General features: G+C 61.8%; 12 protein-coding genes and 1 tRNA gene. 7 read left to right on the top strand and 6 right to left on the bottom strand.

The annotated features are described in order from the left end of the window. The first annotated feature begins 20 nt into the window (after nt 1–20). The 4 genes from pstC (at nt 21) to KUF55_RS00565 (ending at nt 4,245) form a co-directional block, all read left to right on the top strand. Nucleotides 21–953, top strand: a complete 933-nt coding sequence (gene pstC / locus KUF55_RS00550; protein ID WP_132364056.1) for a phosphate ABC transporter permease subunit PstC — start codon at nt 21–23, stop codon at nt 951–953. Continuing rightward, nucleotides 953–2,104 (top strand): phosphate ABC transporter permease PstA, encoded by a 1,152-nt coding sequence (pstA, locus tag KUF55_RS00555; protein ID WP_132364058.1) that lies wholly within the window; start codon nt 953–955, stop codon nt 2,102–2,104. The genes pstC and pstA overlap by 1 nt, the downstream gene beginning before the upstream one ends. A gap of 49 nt (nt 2,105–2,153) precedes the next feature. After that, nucleotides 2,154–2,933, top strand: coding sequence for a phosphate ABC transporter ATP-binding protein PstB (gene pstB / locus KUF55_RS00560; RefSeq protein ID WP_132364060.1), 780 nt, complete (start codon nt 2,154–2,156; stop codon nt 2,931–2,933). A 280-nt stretch (nt 2,934–3,213) separates the two neighbouring features. After that, nucleotides 3,214–4,245 (top strand): Ldh family oxidoreductase, encoded by a 1,032-nt coding sequence (locus KUF55_RS00565; RefSeq protein ID WP_132364062.1) that lies wholly within the window; start codon nt 3,214–3,216, stop codon nt 4,243–4,245. On the opposite strand, the gene KUF55_RS00570 is transcribed toward KUF55_RS00565, so the two are convergent. The 3 genes from KUF55_RS00570 to KUF55_RS00580 all read right to left on the bottom strand — a co-directional run bounded on the left by KUF55_RS00570 (nt 4,242) and on the right by KUF55_RS00580 (nt 6,840). Then, the gene (locus KUF55_RS00570; protein ID WP_218817673.1) at nt 4,242–5,267 is read right to left on the bottom strand and encodes an inorganic phosphate transporter; all 1,026 of its coding nucleotides are present in this window, start codon (nt 5,265–5,267) and stop codon (nt 4,242–4,244) included. The two genes, KUF55_RS00565 and KUF55_RS00570, sit on opposite strands and share 4 nt — an antisense overlap. 7 nt (nt 5,268–5,274) lie before the next feature. Beyond that, on the bottom strand, nt 5,275–5,889 hold the full coding sequence (locus KUF55_RS00575; protein ID WP_132364066.1) for a hypothetical protein: 615 nt from the start codon (nt 5,887–5,889) through the stop codon (nt 5,275–5,277). 291 nt (nt 5,890–6,180) lie between these two features. After that, a complete protein-coding gene (locus KUF55_RS00580; protein WP_132364068.1) occupies nt 6,181–6,840 on the bottom strand; it encodes a hypothetical protein in 660 nt (219 codons plus the stop codon). Nucleotides 6,841–7,011: 171 nt separating this feature from the next. On the opposite strand from KUF55_RS00580, the gene KUF55_RS00585 reads away from it, so the two are divergent. Continuing rightward, nucleotides 7,012–7,084 (top strand) — tRNA-Lys (locus KUF55_RS00585). A 146-nt stretch (nt 7,085–7,230) separates the two neighbouring features. On the opposite strand, the gene KUF55_RS00590 is transcribed toward KUF55_RS00585, so the two are convergent. From KUF55_RS00590 to KUF55_RS00600, 3 genes are all read right to left on the bottom strand, one after another. Beyond that, a complete protein-coding gene (locus tag KUF55_RS00590; protein ID WP_218817664.1) occupies nt 7,231–8,394 on the bottom strand; it encodes an IS1249 family transposase in 1,164 nt (387 codons plus the stop codon). A 164-nt stretch (nt 8,395–8,558) separates the two neighbouring features. Beyond that, nucleotides 8,559–9,275 (bottom strand): hypothetical protein, encoded by a 717-nt coding sequence (locus tag KUF55_RS00595; RefSeq protein ID WP_218817674.1) that lies wholly within the window; start codon nt 9,273–9,275, stop codon nt 8,559–8,561. Nucleotides 9,276–9,300: 25 nt separating this feature from the next. Then, complete coding sequence (locus KUF55_RS00600; protein ID WP_218817675.1) at nt 9,301–9,654, bottom strand: PadR family transcriptional regulator; 354 nt, start codon at nt 9,652–9,654, stop codon at nt 9,301–9,303. A 290-nt stretch (nt 9,655–9,944) separates the two neighbouring features. On the opposite strand from KUF55_RS00600, the gene KUF55_RS00605 reads away from it, so the two are divergent. After that, a complete protein-coding gene (locus KUF55_RS00605) occupies nt 9,945–11,606 on the top strand; it encodes a thiamine pyrophosphate-binding protein (RefSeq protein WP_218817676.1) in 1,662 nt (553 codons plus the stop codon). A gap of 98 nt (nt 11,607–11,704) precedes the next feature. Then, nucleotides 11,705–12,964, top strand: a complete 1,260-nt coding sequence (locus KUF55_RS00610; protein ID WP_218817677.1) for an endonuclease/exonuclease/phosphatase family protein — start codon at nt 11,705–11,707, stop codon at nt 12,962–12,964. Nucleotides 12,965–13,035: the final 71 nt, after the last annotated feature.

The following is a 13,035-nucleotide window of genomic DNA, read 5'->3' on the forward strand; positions in this document are numbered from 1 at the left end:
ACTCCTTAAGGCTCACCCATATGACAACCAACGCGCTGCGGCGCAACGGCTCCAAGGGACAGGTCGGAGACAAGGTATTCTCCGGTGCGGCGCTTGGCGCTGGCATTCTGATCCTCGTCACGCTCTTAGCTGTGGCAGTCTTCCTGCTCATTCAGGCCCTGCCGATCTTCTCGGCAGACCCGGAACTAGTCTCCGGTGGCGAAGGCTTTGCCACCTACATCTTCCCGATCGTCATCGGCACCGTCATCGCAGCGGCCATCGCCCTGGTGATCGCCACTCCGGTGGGCATCGCCGTGGCCCTGTTCATCTCGCACTACGCACCACGCCGTTTGGCCGCGGGTCTGGGTTACGTCATTGACCTGCTGGCAGCGATTCCCTCGGTCATCTACGGCGCCTGGGGCTACCTTGTTCTGGCGCCGGCACTGGTTCCGGTTTACGCCTGGCTGGCCGAGAACCTTGGCTTCATACCGATCTTTGAGGGTCCCGCCTCACAAACTGGCAAGACCATTTTCACCGCGGGCATCGTGCTGGCAGTGATGGTCCTTCCGATCATCACCTCGCTGAGCCGCGAAATCTTCTTGCAAACCCCGAAGTTGCATGAAGAAGCGGCACTTGCCCTGGGAGCCACTCGCTGGGAAATGATCGTTATGTCGGTGATTCCCTTTGCCCGCCCCGGTATCATCTCCGCGGTCATGCTCGGCCTGGGCCGTGCGCTCGGTGAGACCATGGCAGTAGCCCTGGTGCTCTCCACCGGCGCGCTGATCCCGTCGCTGATCAAGTCCGGTAACCAGACCATCGCCGCGGAAATCGCCTTGAACTTCCCCGAGGCCTTCGGACTGCGCCTCTCCGAACTGATCGCCGCCGGCCTGGTGCTCTTCGTGATCACCCTGGTCGTCAACTTGATCGCCCGGGCCATTATCGCCCGCCACAAGGAATTCTCGGGAGCCAACTAATGAGTGCCGTAACCACCCGCAATCTCCCGAAGAATTCATCCCGGAAACCGGGCCTGACCCCGAACGGTCGCAAGCGTAACTCGCTGTCCAAGGGCCACCTGCCCCGCTGGGCTACTCCCGGAATCGCCGCCGGATCTCTGATTCTTGGTGCCGCAGCCTCCACCCTCGGTGGATTCTCGGTCGTTACCTTCGCGATCTATACCGCTATTCTCTTTGTGGTGGCCTCGGCCATCATCACGACCCTCGTCGAGGGACCTCGCCGCGGCAAGAACGCGCTGGCCACGCATCTGGTCTACGCTGCGTTCCTGCTGGCGCTCGTCCCGCTGGTCTCGGTGCTGTTCACCGTGCTCCAGAAGGGGCTGCCGGGCATCAACATGCACTTCCTGTTCCACTCCATGAATGGGATTACCGGAGCGATTGACAACGCCAGCGTTGAGAACGGCACCCCGGTCCTCGGCGGTGCCTACCATGCGGTGGTCGGAACGCTGCTGATCACCCTGTGGTCAACCCTGATCTCGGTTCCCGTGGGCATGCTGACGGCCATCTACCTGGTGGAATACGGCAAAAACGGTCCGCTGGCCCGCGCCATCACCTTCTTCGTTGACGTGATGACCGGCATTCCTTCCATCGTCGCCGGCCTGTTTGCCACCGCGCTCTTCGCGGTGATCATGGGCCCCACCGCCCGCATGGGCATCGTTGCAGCCGTCGCCTTGAGCGTGCTAATGATCCCCACGGTGGTCCGCTCCACCGAGGAAATGCTCAAGATCGTCCCGAACGAACTACGCGAAGCCGCCTATGCGTTGGGCGTGCGCAAGTGGCGCACCATCGCCAAGGTCGTCATCCCCACGGCCATCTCCGGTATCGCCTCCGGCGTCACCCTGGCCATTGCCCGCGTCATCGGCGAAACCGCACCGATTCTTGTCACCGCCGGTCTGGCGAACAACATCAACGTGAACGTCTTTGGCAATTGGATGGCCACCCTGCCGACGTTCATCTACTACCAGATCCTCACCCCGACCTCGCCGACCAACGTGGACCCCTCGATCCAGCGCGCCTGGGCTGCCGCCCTGCTGCTGATTCTGATGGTCATGGTTCTGAACCTAGGCGCGCGCCTGGTTGCTAGCTTGTTCGCCCCCAAGAAGGGCCGTTGAGCCTTTAGGCTCCGGACTCTTTACACCCACACTTCTAAGGAACAATCACATGTCTAAGCGCATCGACGTCAAAGACCTCAACGTCTACTACACCAACTTCCTAGCCGTGGAAGACGTCAACATCGAAATCGAAGCCAAGTCGGTCACCGCGTTTATCGGTCCCTCCGGCTGCGGTAAGTCCACCTTCCTGCGCACGCTCAACCGCATGCACGAGGTCATTCCAGGCGGTCGTGTTGAGGGTGAAGTCTTGCTGGACGGAGACAACCTTTACGAGTCCGGTGTTGACCCGGTAACGGTCCGCTCGCAGATCGGCATGGTTTTCCAGCGTCCCAACCCGTTCCCGACGATGTCCATTAGGGACAACGTGCTCGCCGGGGTCAAGCTCAACAGCAAGAAGATCTCCCGGTCCGACGCCGAGGACCTGGTGGAGAAGTCCCTGCGTGGGGCCAACCTCTGGAACGAAGTCAAGGACCGTCTGGATAAGCCGGGCTCGGGGCTTTCCGGCGGACAGCAGCAGCGCCTATGCATTGCACGCACCATCGCCGTCAAACCGCAGGTGATCCTCATGGACGAGCCCTGCTCGGCACTGGACCCGATCTCCACGCTCGCGATCGAGGATTTGATCAACGAGCTCAAGAACGAATTCACCGTGGTGATCGTGACCCACAATATGCAGCAGGCAGCGCGTGTTAGTGACAAGACAGCGTTCTTCAACATTGCCGGCACCGGCAAGCCGGGCAAGCTCATCGAGTACGCCGAAACGGCCACGATCTTCTCCAACCCCACCGTCAAGGCCACCGAGGACTACGTCTCGGGCCGCTTCGGATAACACCTGCCAGATGCGCAGGGCACTACAAGAATTCGCCGACGGGACCTGATAGGTCGCGGCGGCGGTACCGGAAGGGGGATCTTCCGGGGATCCCTGGAGGGGGATCGCAACGGCGGAACCACACGCGAGTTATTTGCGACAGGTTCTGCCGTTGCTGCGTTTAAGCGCCCACGGCTGATGGCCAGACAGCGTGAGCGGGTGCCTACCCTCGAGGCCGGCGGCCGGGGCGGCGCGGGTAGGCTGGGAAGCCAGCCAAGGATCCCGAAACGAAGGACGCCACGTGAACCAGCAATCTCCCGCGCTGCAATACACCAGCACCACTGCGGCGCTGCACGAGATGGTGCTCAAGGCCATGAGCGCGGTCGGTGCGTCCGCGCAGGACGCCGCCTACATGGCGGATCAGCTCATCGATTCCGAACTGGCCCAGCACCCCTCACACGGCATGCGTCGGCTTCCCGAGTATGTGGACCGCGCGCTGAGCGGCTATGCGAAGCCCGCGGCGCTGGCATCGATCGAGCTTGATACCGGCTCCCTGCTGCGGATCAACGCAAACGGCACCTACGGGCACCTGGCGCTGCGTGACGCCACGGCGCTGGCCATCACCCGCGCCAAGGCCTACGGGATATCCGCGGTGGCGGTGCGCAACAGCGAGTACGCCGGACGGTTGGCTCCCTTCTGCGAGGAAGCAGCCCAGGCCGGAGTCGCCACCCTCATCTTCGGAAACAACAACGGTGCCGGACAGGTGGTGGTGCCACCCGGTGGTACCCGGGCCAGGCTGTCCACCAACCCGATCGCCGCGGGAGTCCCACGCGCGCGCTCCCCGCATCTGGTCATCGACTTCGCCACCAGCTCCGTGGCCAGCGGCCGGCTGGCCGAGGAACGGGACCGTGGCACCGAACTGCCAGAGGAATGGGTGACACCCGATGGGCTGTTGAAGCCCTTTGGTGGCTTTAAAGGATTTGGGCTTTCGCTGCTCGTCGAGGCACTGGGCGGGGCGCTTTCTGGCTCAGCGACAGTTTCGGAACGGACATCGGCCGATGCCCAGGGAACCCTGATCATCGGAATCGACGTGGCACAGCTGCGCGAGCTCGACGACTTCACCGCGCAGGTGGAGGAGTTCATCGCCCATGTGAAGTCCGCGGAACCAGCCGAAGGCGGTGAGCCAATCCGGGTGCCCGGGGAAGGTCGCGTGCCAACGGGCGACGATCCTTATCAATCCACTATCACCGTGAACGCGCGAACCTGGTCGGAACTCGAAAGGATCGCCACAGCGCTTCGGCTGCCGATGCCCGAAGCGCTCCGGACCCCTTAGCTCAACAGTGGGTGCATGGCCAGGAACAGTGTTCCACCGGCCAGGACGCACACCAGCGGGGTGGCCAGCCAGTGGCGCAGTACGCGGCGCACGTGCAACCACATGACCGACTCAAAGGGCTGGTTGGAACCTGCGCCCACAATCGAGCTGGTGACGGCCTGGGTGGTGGAGATGGGCAGGTGGATGAGCATGGCACCGACGAAGAGCATAGCCGCGGAGACGGATTGAGCCACCATCCCGCGCAGCGGGTCCATGCTCACCAGCCGGTAGGCGATGGTGTGGGCAATCCGCCAGCCGCCAAAGAGGACGCCGGCCGACAGACAGAGGGCTCCGACCAATTGAGGGCCCAGCATGATGCCGTCCGGATGCGCGGCGCCGGCCGTGACCAGGGCCAAGGTCAGCATTGCGCCGGTGCGCTGCCCGTCCTGCATTCCGTGACCCAGCGCCACGGCACATGCGGCAATTGATTGTCCGGCCCTGGAGATGCCGTTGACGTCCGAGGAACTCGAATGGCGCATCATCCAGGTTGCGGGTATCACCAAGAGGTACGACAGCGTGAAAGCCAGTAGCGGAGTGATGAGCAGCGGCAACAGCACGCCGCCAGCGAGCATCCGCCAGGCACCGTGCATCCCGTCGTCCCCCATCAAGGCCGAGGCGCCGCTGGCCCCGGCCAGCCCTGCAACCAGGGAATGTGTTGAAGACATGGGTAGTCCGCGCCACCAACACAGCAACCCCCAGGCGCCGCCCGCGAGCAATCCGGCGAGTAACAGGGTCAGCCCATGGTCCCCGTCGGGTAGGGCGAGCTCCACGGTGGAGATCAGATACACACCAAAACTTGTCGAAAGCATGGTGCCAACAAGGGTGAAGAATGCGGCGACAAGGACGGCAATGCCCGGGGTCAGCGCCTTATTGCGGACAGCAACGGCCACGGAGTTCGAGGCATCTCGGAATCCGTTGAGGAAGGCGAAGGCGCAGATGCAAACGAGCACCACGACCATCAAAAAAGATTGGCCAGTAACCACGTGCGGCTCAGGATTCCTTGACCAGGACGCGACCCAGGTGGTCCGCGATGGCGCGCTGCGACTGCACCGAAGCCAAGAACTGGTCGGCGATCGAACGGTGGCGGATGATGGCGCTCGCCTTGCTCAAATCGCCGATCTCACCCAACCAGGTGTTGTGTGTGCGGTGGGCCCGTTTGGAGACGCGCACCAGATCCAGCCAGAGATCTTCCAGATCATCAAGCTGCTGAAGATTGCACAGAGCACTGGTGGTCAGTTCCGCTTGCCGCCCGATGAGCTCGAGCTGGTCGGCGGCGTGATGGGAAAGAACCAGATTGCCCAAGTGCGAAATCAGCCCTCCCGCGGCTACCAGCTGCTCGACGGCTTCGTTGAGGAGTCGAGAAAAAGTGTAGATGTCCTCGCGCGGCAGCGGGTTAACGTAACTGGTGCGCAGGTGAGTCAGTACCGCATAGTGCAGATCCGTGGTCCTGATTTCGGCGGCGCTCAGCGCCTCAAGGTGTTCGGTGCGGTCCTCGCTGGAACCGAGCATTTCCGAGAGTACATCAACGCAGATCTTGACTTCGGCGGCCAGCTTTTGCAGAAGCTCTAGCCCACGCGTGTCCGAAGGGAACAATCTTAACTTCACGTAGCAACCACCGGATGGAATTGGAAGAGCGGGACGGAGAACAGTTTACGCAATCAAGGTTAACAAGTTCGGCGCTCGGCACTTCAGAGTTCTCCCCGTGTCCGGCTGGGGGAGGGGAAAGTTGTTAGCCGATGCCGAACCGGGAGCGCCTCTCGGCGGAAGGCCGCTCGTAGCGGCTGAAAGTTGGAGCCCGGGGCTGCCGCGGTCCGGCATCGTGCCTCTAGTTTTCTAGAAGAGAGCCGCCGCTGTCAACACCGGGAGCTCCTATTCGCCCTCGGCGTGAAGGAGATCTCAGTCCAGTTCTCCGCGTCGCCACGACAGAGCCGACGCTTCGAGGTCCTCGGCCGTTTTGACCAGGGCGAGCGCACGCGATGTCATCAGTGTGGCCCGTTCGGTGTGGGAAAGTTCTGCGGCATCGGCCTGTTCCGCTTGGCCGAGCGCGATGACGCGGCAGTAGGCGGCAGTGCGTTCGAGTGCGACATCAAAAGCACCGTCAAAGGCTCCGGTGAGGATGGAACTGGTCATTTCGCACAGTTCCTCGGCACCCGGCGGCTCCGCAGCGCCGGCAACCACGCGCTCGGCCTGCGCCTGGAGCGCTCCCGAGGCAAAAAATGAGGCCATGGAGGCCGGATTGTTTATGGTGGCTGCGCGGATGGCGTAGAGGCGCCAGAGGGCTCCGGGAAGTGAACGTGCCGGCGCATTGGCCCAAAGCTCGGCAATGACCTCTAGGCCTTCGTCCTCGGCTAGCCGGACCAGTCGTCCGCGGACCTCCGGGTCGTCGTTGTTTTTTCCCGCCTGCACCAGGGCATGGGCGGAAAGGTGTGCGGCCTCGGAAATTCGTGCGGGATCCGCGCCGCCCTCAAATGGATCGAAGTCCATGGGTGCAAAAGGTTTGGGTTTGTGGTGTCGGAATGTACTTGCCGGGGGAGTTGTAGCTGGGTGGCCCTTCATGGGCTCGAGAATACTCCGCCGAGCTGGATACTTGCTCATCGTGGTGCCGTAGGCGAACTGCGAGGGTTGGAGACGAGATGGACGTCGTTTGATCAAATACCGGACATTTTCGGCGGGGTGTCCCGACGAGCTCTGGTTTTCCGCTAATATTGGTGTTGGCCAAGTGCCGATGCGCCTTTAGCTCAGTTGGTAGAGCACTGGACTTTTAATCCATTGGTCGCGGGTTCGACCCCCGCAGGGCGCACAGAAAAGCGGTTCCGGACTGTAGAAATACAGTCCGGAACCGCTTTCTGTTTAATGGTCGAGCCCTTCTCGTAGCTTGGCTTATAGGCAAAAAAGTGTGTCTGCCCCGGGTGTGTCACCCGGGGCTGTGCCATGTCAGAGCATGATTCAGCAGGGTCTGCCGGCCCATCCTTTTCTGACCCAGAGCCCTTCGGCTTCAGTCAGTGCGGTGCCGATGAGTTCCGGCCCAATCGTTTCCTCCTGGATCTGCTTCTTCACTGGTTTCGTGTTGAGGTGTTCAGGCCGGATGAGAGTGTGCGGTTCAGTTGGTTTCTCACTGTGGGAGTAGAGCCACCATTCGACCGCCCGTTTCGCATGGGCCGGCGGCATGCCACGGTGCCCGCGCAGCAGCGCACGGAGCTGAGTGTTAACGCCGCCCTCGATGTGGTTGGTTGTCGAAGCGATGGCCAGCCCATCAAATTCTGGCTCCAGGTAGGTGAAGAGCTCACCACTGCGCACCAGCCGTTCGAGGAGTTTGTAGGCCGAACGTAGGCGAGTGTGGGTGTACCACCAGGTTTGGGTGGGCTTCACACCTTTGGGCCGGTGGCCGCCAGGTCCCGCCGGGTAGGTGCGTTCCTTGATCACGTCCCCGAAGGTGTGGTGCCATTCCTGCAGCGCTTGCATCCACTGGGTGGCGTGTTCTCGGGTCTTGATGCGTGTCAGGGCAAGGGAAATTCGCCGAAGGGCTCTTCCCGCGTCCGTTCGTGGTCGCAGGGTCAGATAAGTGCGCACGTTGCGTTGGACATGGACCAGGCAGCGTTGAACGCGAGTCTCTGGCCACGCTTGCGACAGTGCTGCCGCTAGCCCAGAGCCACCGTCAATGATCACGACCCGGGGTGCTGGGAACTGTTCCAGCAACGCTATCCAGGCCACCCTCTTTTCACTATCGCACCACTGCCAGCCAATGGTTTTGCCGTTGGCAATCGCGATCAGGCAACACCACCCACGTCCTAGATAGATGCCGTCCATTTGGATCTGCAGGTGGACTTCGCCGGTGGGCGCTAGGGATGGTTCGATCGCCCAACACCACTGGGTGTTATGTCGGAGGGTTCTACCCGTGCCGGGGTTGTAGGAGGCCTGGGACTGTTTCCCCAAGATCCATTGGAGGAACAGGTTTAGCTCGGCTCGACGTTTCAGGTCAGGGCGCTTCTTGACACTGCTGGCCCCGCAGTGGATGCACCTCCAGCGTTGGGTTCCGACTGAGGTCTTTCCATTGCGTTTCAGGGCAGATCCGCATACTTCACATTGCTTCGATTTTCCAGAACCATTCACGGTTAATGGCTCAAAGGTATAAGAAACCTCGTTCTACTGCGCCATCGTTGGGAAGCAGGCCCCTCGCGGACACACTTTTCGGCCTATACGCCCGTAGCTTGCCCGATGCGCTTCGGGAGGATCGGCCAAGCTGAGCTGAGATGCCCCGGCGTTACGCGGGATTTCTAGCGGATCAAGAGATCGAGGCCGAGGAACAGCACTGCAGATATCGGGAACATCCACGCGACAAGAACACCGATGATCCGCGAGGTCCTTTCATTTTTTCGAATTGTCGCCGATGTCTCAAAGGGTTCGCGAATCGTGTCATTTTTGATATTCATGGCGTCGCTGGTTCCCGCGATGGAGACGGCAACCATCAGTACCGAGCTCACGATCAACACGACTGCGGGATCAATTAACAGCCAGGCGTTGCCGTGATCTCTCGGAGCAGTGATGGCCGCAAAGATGCCGGAGGTAATGCAGACTCCGAAGAGTAGAGCAAGAAGCCAGAAGTTGCGGAGCAGTTTCTCCAAAAGTAATGGCAGGCAGAGGACAGCGAGCGCGGGCACCGCAAGCAAGATGAGCTGGAGGGCCCCTAGTCCGAGCTTCTCTCCTTCGAGCCAGGGCACGATGGCTTGAGCAAAGGCGAGAAACGCCAGGACCCCGATGCCTGAACGCAAGATTGTCCCGCGAAGAGAGACCGGCTCGGCGATGGATGACAGATCGAGGCTCTTGGCGTATTCGGCCGGTGTGCCGAATGCCACCTGAGCCTCTTCGCCAGAGTCTGCGAGAAACTCCTTCACGCTGGCGATGGTGTCGCCGATTCCCGCACCGCTGACATCACGAAGGCGTAGCTCCAGGATGAGGGTGTCGATCCATTTCTGGTCCTTGCTGGTGATCATGGTTGCTCCCTAGTGCTTTAGCTACTTACGTGGCGAGAAACGTTGTGGTGATGGATGTGAACGTGTTCCAGGCTGTGCGTTGGCGGCTCAGTTCGGAACGACCGAGCTCGGTGAGTGCGAAGTACTTGCGCCCGGGTCCGGCCTCGCCCGGACGCCATTCGACCTCGAGCCATCCGGCGGTTTCGAAGCGAGTGAGGAGTGGGTAGAGCGTTCCGCCCTTCACTTTTCCCAGCCCGGCCTCGGCCAGTTCCGCGATGATGGCGTATCCGTAGGTGGGCCCGGCTTCGAGGGCTTGCAGGGTGCATAGCCCGAGTGCGGCGCGGAGCCAATCGCTTGGCCAGTCGGCAACTTCGGTTGGCGTGGAGGTGGTGGTGGGCATAGCTAGACTGTATGCCTAACTAGTAAGCGTGTCAACGAGTTGGGTTCGAGAACGTGCGCGAGCCTCGTGTGCGGCGCCTTCGCAACGATGCTCGCCGCGTCCTAGGACCCTCTCCTGCGTGCGCCTTGTTGCAATTGGTGTTGCACATCACGCGGTGGCACGGTTATTGTTGATGCGTCAGGCGGAACGTTTCTGAAGTTCTGGCCGTCGCTCTAAAAATGGGCGAAATCCGGGCGGATCGCCCGAAGACGAATATGGCCTTTTATTTGCTGCATTCGAAAGTCTCAAAAATGTCTTCAGTTTCTGCTGCCGTTTCCCGCGCCCTTTTAACCTGCACCTCAGAAATCTTCGGCGTGATGGGAAATGGCAATGCCCACTTCCTTGACGCCGCCGTGCGTTCGGGGTTCGGCTTCACCGCCGTACGCCACGAATCCGCGGCCGTCAGCGCCGCGGATGCCTACTACCGGATCACCGGAAAGCTGGCAATCGCCACCACCACCTACGGTGCCGGGTTTAGCAACGCCATCACCCCACTGGCCGAAGCCGCCAAGGCGCGAGTTCCGCTGGTTCTCCTCACCGGGGGCCAGCCCTCCACCGGCGCCAGGGGCTGGGATATCGACCAGACAGCTATCAACAACGCCGTCGGGGCGACGACCTTTGTCATTGACGCGTTATCCCCGATGGCCACTACCTATGCCGCGGTTGCCCACGCGCTGCGGGAACGCACTGCTGTGGTCATCTCGATTCCCTATGACATCGTCGCCGACGAAGCTGCCGAGGAATCGCAGATTTCGCTGGCCGACTTCCAGCACGAACCCAGCTACCAGAGTGCCGATAATCAGCTAGTGACTCAGGCCGCCGCCGCGCTGAATGAGGCTAAGCGCCCGCTGGTGATTTACGGCCGCGGCGCTCGCCTCTCGAACGCGGCCCAGGCGATCGCCGCGCTCGCCGATTCACTCGGGGCGCTGAGCTCAAGCACCGCACTGGCGCCGAATCTGCTGACCGGTCGCCGAGGGGATCTGGGCATTACCGGTGGATTCTCCTCGGCCGAAACCGCCGCCCTGATCCACGAGGCGGACGTGGTGCTGGTCCTCGGGGCATCACTGAATCAATTCACCATGCGATTCGGCGATCTGCTGAATGCGTCAGCCCACATCCTTCAGGTTGATGTTGCCCCGGCTCCGACTAATCCTCGCGTTGATACCTTCGTGCGGGGCGATGTCTCTGCCGTTGTTAGGGGACTGCTCCAGCAACTGACCGAACGCGCTCCCGGAAACCGGTGGGTGGATTCTGTGGCCCCGCGGCTCACGCGGATCAACGATCATGCTCCGGGTGACCCGATCGCCGCGGACGGCCTGCTGGATCCACGCGCGGTGGCTCGCATCCTGAACACCATGATCCCGGCGGACCGCGTGGTGGTGCAGGACGGTGGCCACTTCATCGGATGGGGTCCGATGTACTGGGACGTCCCGGGCCCACACGCCCTGAGCATGGTGGGAACCGCCTACCAGAGCATCGGGCTGGGTCTGGCCTCCGCGGTGGGTGCGGGTGTGGCTGCGCCGAATTCAACGGTCGTATTGGCCAGCGGTGACGGCGGCTTCCTGATGGGCCTGGCCGACCTGGAATCTGTTATCCGCACGGTGCGCAGTGGCATCATCGTCATTTACAACGACGCTGCCTATGGGGCAGAAATTCATCAGTATGGATCCATCGGCTTGCACGAGGAGCCCATGCTGATCCCCGAGGTCGACTTTGCCGCGGTGGCTCGCGGTCTGGGTGCACGGGCAACCAAGGTGCGGGCCTTGGAGGATCTGGCGGAGCTAGATCGTTGGGTCGCCGAGGGAGCGCACGGAGTCTTCTTGGTGGATTGCCGCATTTCTGCGGACGTTCGAGCCCCGTACATGCAGGAAATTCTTGAGGCCAATCGCAAGGCTGCGCACGTGCGCAAATAGGTGCCGCAGCGGCTGGGGTATTGCGCCGGAAGAAAAACCTACGGGTTGAGTAATCCCAAACCTACCGGAACGTAGCTTGCGCGCCTTAGTGTGGGAGCGTGCGATACTCGATCCTGACGGCCCTGCTGGCCGTAAGCCTCACGGCGGCCGCGGTGGGCGGTGCCGTTCCGGCGCAAGCACAAACCCTCAGCGTTGTGAACCCCGCCATCGTGCAACCGCCGAGAGTCTCGACGCTGCCCTTCACGGATTCCCGAGAGTTAATGGCCCCCTCATCCCTGCGCGTTGCGACGTTTAACGCCTCGCTAAATCGCCCGAATGCCGGCCAGTTGGCATTGGACTTGTCCACGTCCTTGGACGCTCAAGCCAAGGCCGTGGCCGAGATTATCCAGCGAAATGCGCCGGATGTGCTGTTGCTCAATGAGTTTGACTACGACGCCACCGGAGCTGCGGCACAGAACTTTAATACCAATTACCTGAACCGTTCCCAACGCGGAGCGAACCCCATCGATTACCCGTACACCTACGCCGCGCCCTCAAACACGGGCATCCCCAGCGGGGCGGACCTTGACGCAGATGGCGTCATTGGCGGACCCGGGGACGCGCTGGGCTTCGGTGACTTCGAGGGTCAGTACGCCATGGTGCTCTATTCCAAGTACCCCATCGACACCGATCATATTCGCACCTTCCAGAACTTCCTCTGGAAGGACATGCCAGATTCATCGCTGCCCACCGACTACTACGGCGAGCTGATCCAATCGGTGCTGCCCCTACCGAGTAAGTCCATGTGGGATGTGCCCATCTCCGTGGATGGCAAGCTAATCCACGTGATCGCCGCGCATCCCACGCCGCCGGTCTTTGACGGCAGCGAAAAACGCAACCAGCGCCGTAACCACGATGAGATCCGCCTGCTGAACGACTATCTCGGTGCCGACGGGGCCGGCGAATACATCTACGACGATGCCGGAGCGCGCGGCCCGCTGGCGACGGGCAGCACGTTTGTGGTGCTGGGTGACTTGAACTCCGACGCGACATCCGGTGGCTCCAACCCGGCGGCCATTACCGCATTGCAGGAAAATCCGTTGCTCGTTGATCCGCTGCCCGCCAGCCAGGCTCAGGAGCTCAGCCCGGAGCTTCGCCGACTGGCCGCCGCCCACAATCCGCTGGGTACCGCCGACTTCGGCCCGAGTACCGGAGTGCTGCGCGTGGACTACGTCCTGCCCTCGGTGGGACTGCCGGTGCGCGACGCCGGGGTCTATTGGCCGGCCGCAGGTCAGGTGGGAGCCGACCTGGTCTCTACGTGGCCTCCGGTCAGCAGCGACCACCGACTGGTCTGGGTGGATATCAAGCTCGAGAGCTAAATGCCCGAACGTACAAAGCTGGCTGCGTGCTCCGATTCTTTCGGAGCACGCAGCCAGCTTTTGTCTTCGGC

The organism is Paeniglutamicibacter sp. Y32M11 (assembly GCF_019285735.1).
Classification (GTDB): domain Bacteria; phylum Actinomycetota; class Actinomycetes; order Actinomycetales; family Micrococcaceae; genus Paeniglutamicibacter.

Bases quoted from the DNA above. Each gene is read 5' to 3' on its own strand.
- pstC (WP_132364056.1), top strand. From the start codon at position 21: ATGACAACCAACGCGCTGCGGCGCAACGGCTCCAAGGGACAGGTCGGA.
- pstA (WP_132364058.1), top strand. From the start codon at position 953: ATGAGTGCCGTAACCACCCGCAATCTCCCGAAGAATTCATCCCGGAAA.
- pstB (WP_132364060.1), top strand. From the start codon at position 2,154: ATGTCTAAGCGCATCGACGTCAAAGACCTCAACGTCTACTACACCAAC.
- KUF55_RS00580 (WP_132364068.1), bottom strand. From the start codon at position 6,840: ATGAAGGGCCACCCAGCTACAACTCCCCCGGCAAGTACATTCCGACAC.
- KUF55_RS00595 (WP_218817674.1), bottom strand. From the start codon at position 9,275: ATGATCACCAGCAAGGACCAGAAATGGATCGACACCCTCATCCTGGAG.
- KUF55_RS00600 (WP_218817675.1), bottom strand. From the start codon at position 9,654: ATGCCCACCACCACCTCCACGCCAACCGAAGTTGCCGACTGGCCAAGC.
- KUF55_RS00605 (WP_218817676.1), top strand. From the start codon at position 9,945: ATGTCTTCAGTTTCTGCTGCCGTTTCCCGCGCCCTTTTAACCTGCACC.